This is a genomic window from Campylobacter concisus, assembly GCF_003048605.1.
Classification (GTDB): Bacteria; Campylobacterota; Campylobacteria; order Campylobacterales; family Campylobacteraceae; genus Campylobacter_A; species Campylobacter_A concisus_BM.
Map to the genome: position 1 here is coordinate 1 of NZ_PIRX01000015.1, position 3,516 is coordinate 3,516.

The 3,516-nt window shown below is 36.4% G+C and carries 2 protein-coding genes and 1 tRNA gene; all 3 read left to right on the forward strand.

Going from position 1 to position 3,516, the window contains the following annotated elements:
* Positions 1 to 45: 45 nt before the first annotated feature.
* Positions 46 to 122, forward strand: a tRNA-Asp gene (locus tag CVS86_RS09740).
* Between the two features lie 297 nt (positions 123 to 419).
* Positions 420 to 1,433 (forward strand): bifunctional 3,4-dihydroxy-2-butanone 4-phosphate synthase/GTP cyclohydrolase II, encoded by a 1,014-nt coding sequence (locus CVS86_RS09745; RefSeq protein ID WP_107791758.1) that lies wholly within the window; start codon positions 420 to 422, stop codon positions 1,431 to 1,433.
* A 372-nt stretch (positions 1,434 to 1,805) separates the two neighbouring features.
* Positions 1,806 to 3,516, forward strand: a 1,711-nt coding sequence (locus tag CVS86_RS09750; RefSeq protein WP_107791759.1) for a methyl-accepting chemotaxis protein, incomplete at its 3' end; no start/stop codon positions are given.

The following is a 3,516-nucleotide window of genomic DNA, read 5'->3' on the forward strand; positions in this document are numbered from 1 at the left end:
ATGTCATAAGTTCGAGTCTTATAGCGACCACCATTACTTTTAGGTGCAGCGGTAGTTCAGTTGGTTAGAATGCCGCCCTGTCACGGCGGAGGTCGCGGGTTCGAGCCCCGTCCGCTGCGCCATCTACTTTTTATACTTTTTTTATTTTATTTAATCGTTTTAACTCAAAAATATTTTTTAGAGAAATTTTACGCAAAATAGTATGTAAAATTTGATTAACGATAGCCTTTTGTCTCTTTTTATAAATATTTTTTGATCAAATCTTCTATACAAAAAGCTCAAGTAAATTTACACAACATTAAATATTAAAAATTTATAAATTTAAATAAAAGTGTGCAAAATATAAAGAAAAGTTAATATTTTTATCTCTTAGTTATTAAAAAATCAATATAATCGTAAAAATTTATAAAAGGATAATTATGGCACTTGAAAATGTATTAAGAGCGATTGAGGATATAAAAAATGGCAAAATGGTCGTTATGGTCGATGATGAGGACCGCGAAAATGAAGGCGATCTAGTCTTTTCAGCAGCTAGTAGCGACATGCAAAAGGTAAATTTCGCTATCACTCATGCAAAGGGCGTGCTCTGTCTTGCTATGGATGAGGCGAACGCTAAAAGGCTTGATCTGCCGCTAATGGTAGCCAAAAATACATCGAGCCACGAGACAGCTTTTACGGTCACGATCGACGCAAAAGACGCAACAACGGGCGTTAGCGCATATGAGCGCGATATGACGATCAGGCTTGCGGCTGATGCTAGCTCAAAGCCTGAGGACTTCGTGCGTCCTGGACATATCTTCCCGCTAATCGCTAAAAATGGCGGCGTGCTCGTTCGCACAGGCCACACCGAGGGCTCGGTCGATCTTTGCAAGCTTGCAGGTGTCGCTCCGATGGCTTCGATATGCGAGATCGTAAAAGAAGATGGCACCATGGCAAGGCGTGATTATTTAGAGGAGTTTTGCAAGAAGTTTGATCTAAACATAATCAGCGTTTCTGACCTAGTCGAGTATAGACTAAGCCATGAAAGCCTCATAAGAGTTGGCGAAAAAAGTGACGTGATGATCGCAGACTGCGCGGCTATAAGATACGATATCGCCGATCACAAAGGTAAAATCCACTCAGCTTATCTTTTTGGCGAGCCAAAGAGCAAGGCAAATGTCAAATTTCAAAAAATTCTAGCCGATCACGAGCTTTTGAGCAGTCCAAAATACGAAGAGCTTTTAAAAACTATCAAATTTCTAAGCCAAAATGGTGGAATTTTGATCTTTTTAGATAGTGATAACTCAAATACAAGCAAAGACTACGGCATCGGAGCGCAAATTTTAAATCACTTTGGTGTAAAAGATATCGAGCTTCTAAGCTCAAATAAAAATAAAGAATTTGTAAGCTTAGCTGGTTTTGGGCTAAATATAGTCAGTTATAAGGAAATTTAAATATCACCAAATTTAGCCAGTTCAGCTTGGCTCTGGCTAAATTTAATAATATTTTTTTAGATCAAATTTTTACAGATCATTCACAAATTTAAACTCTCATTATATGTAAAATTTAATAAGTTTCTCTTTTGTTTAAGTTTATCTAGCATAAATTTAGTTCATAAACCAGTTTAATGTTAAAAATTAAATATTTTACTTCAAATATATTTTATAAAATAAATCAAATTTAATTAAAAAATTTTTATTATATTGCTAATTTACGTTATTTTTATAGATTTAATCATTATTTAATATAAAATATTATTTAAAACAAAAGATTAAATTTATATTTTAAATAATATAATTCTACTAATATTTCACAAGGAGGATGAAATGAGATCTATATCAAACAAGATCGCATTGACGCTTATTGTTCTTTTGAGTGTATGTTTTGCTGCGATGTCGGCTGTTAGCTACTTTAACGCAAAAGAGGAGGTGGTGAAGCTGATCAGCCAAAACCAAGATCAAATTCTATCTGACATCAAGTCTGTGACGCAAAGTTTTATTGATGACTACATGGAGGACTCGCAAAAGCTTGCAAACAAGCTAGCAGGTAGTATCGGTAGAGAAGATGAAATTCTTGCTCGTTTAAAATCTACAAAAGAAAATTTAAAATCAATAGTCATAGGTGCTTATTTTGCAGCAGAGAGCAACGGCTATACTTATGGCTCAAATGGTAAAACCTTAACCCCAGAAAAAGATAAATACGAACCAAGGGGTAGGGGCTGGTATATCGCCGCAAAGAGTAGTGGAAAAACCATCTTTACAAAGCCATATATAGACATGGTCGCTCCAGAGCACGATCTGTGCATGACTTTCTCTACACCGATAGTAGAGGACGGCAAGCTTGCGGGAGCTACATTTACTGATGTTAATATCAGGCTTTTAAGTAAAAAGCTTCTAAAGATGGGTAAAACTGAGTTTGGCTATGTCTATTTTATGGACAAAGATGGCGTTATTTTGCTACATGATGATGAAAGTCTTATAAATCAAGCCACAAACGCGACAAAGACACTGGCTGCGAAATTTGCTAGCAAGGACTTTGACGAAAATGGTTTGATCTCATACCAAAACTCAAAAGGCGTAAATGTTTCGGCTAAAATTTTGCCACTAAATGATGATGGCTGGCTCGCAGTTGCTGCGATAAATGCCGATACTTTTAGCAGCCAGACTATGCCCCTCCTAAAGATCCAGCTAATCCTAGCAGTGCTATTTATCGTTATCCTCTCAGCATTTGTCTATTTCTTACTTAAAAAGTCTCTTAATCCTATAAAAACCATCCAGTCTAAGCTTGATGATCTATTTAAATTTGTAACTTACGAAGCAAAAGCACCAAGCAAGCTAGAGGTAAGATCAAATGATGAATTTGGTGAGATGAGTAAAGCGATAAATGAGAACATCGATAAAGTCGTAGCTGGCATCAAAAAAGATAGCACTATGATAGATGAGCTAAATAAGGTAGCAAATTTAATGATCAAAGGAAACCTTGGAGCAAAGATAGGCTCAACTCCAAACAACCCATCACTAAATGAGCTAAAAGAGCTACTAAATAAATTCTTTACATCTATCTCGGCAAATTTAAAGGGCATAACAAATGTTCTTAGTTCATATACTAAAAACGACTTTACAGCAAGGGTTGAGATAAATGACGAGCTAGAAGCCGATCTAAAGGCTATGATACTTGGAGTATCAAATATGGGTGAAGTAATTTGCACTATGCTAAACTCAAATTTAAATGACGCCAAGATGCTTGAAGAAAAGGCTACAACTCTGGCTTTGGCTATGAAAGAGCTCACACAAGGTGCTAGCACTCAAGCAAATAGCTTACAAGAATCCGCAGCTGCAGTTGAGCAAATGTCTAGCTCAATGAATGCCATCTCTCAAAAGACAGCTGATGTCATAAGACAAAGTGATGAAATTAAAAACATCATAACTATCATTAGAGATATAGCAGATCAAACTAACCTTCTAGCTCTTAATGCTGCTATTGAAGCAGCAAGAGCAGGAGAGCATGGTAGAGGATTTGCAGTTGTTGCTGATGAAG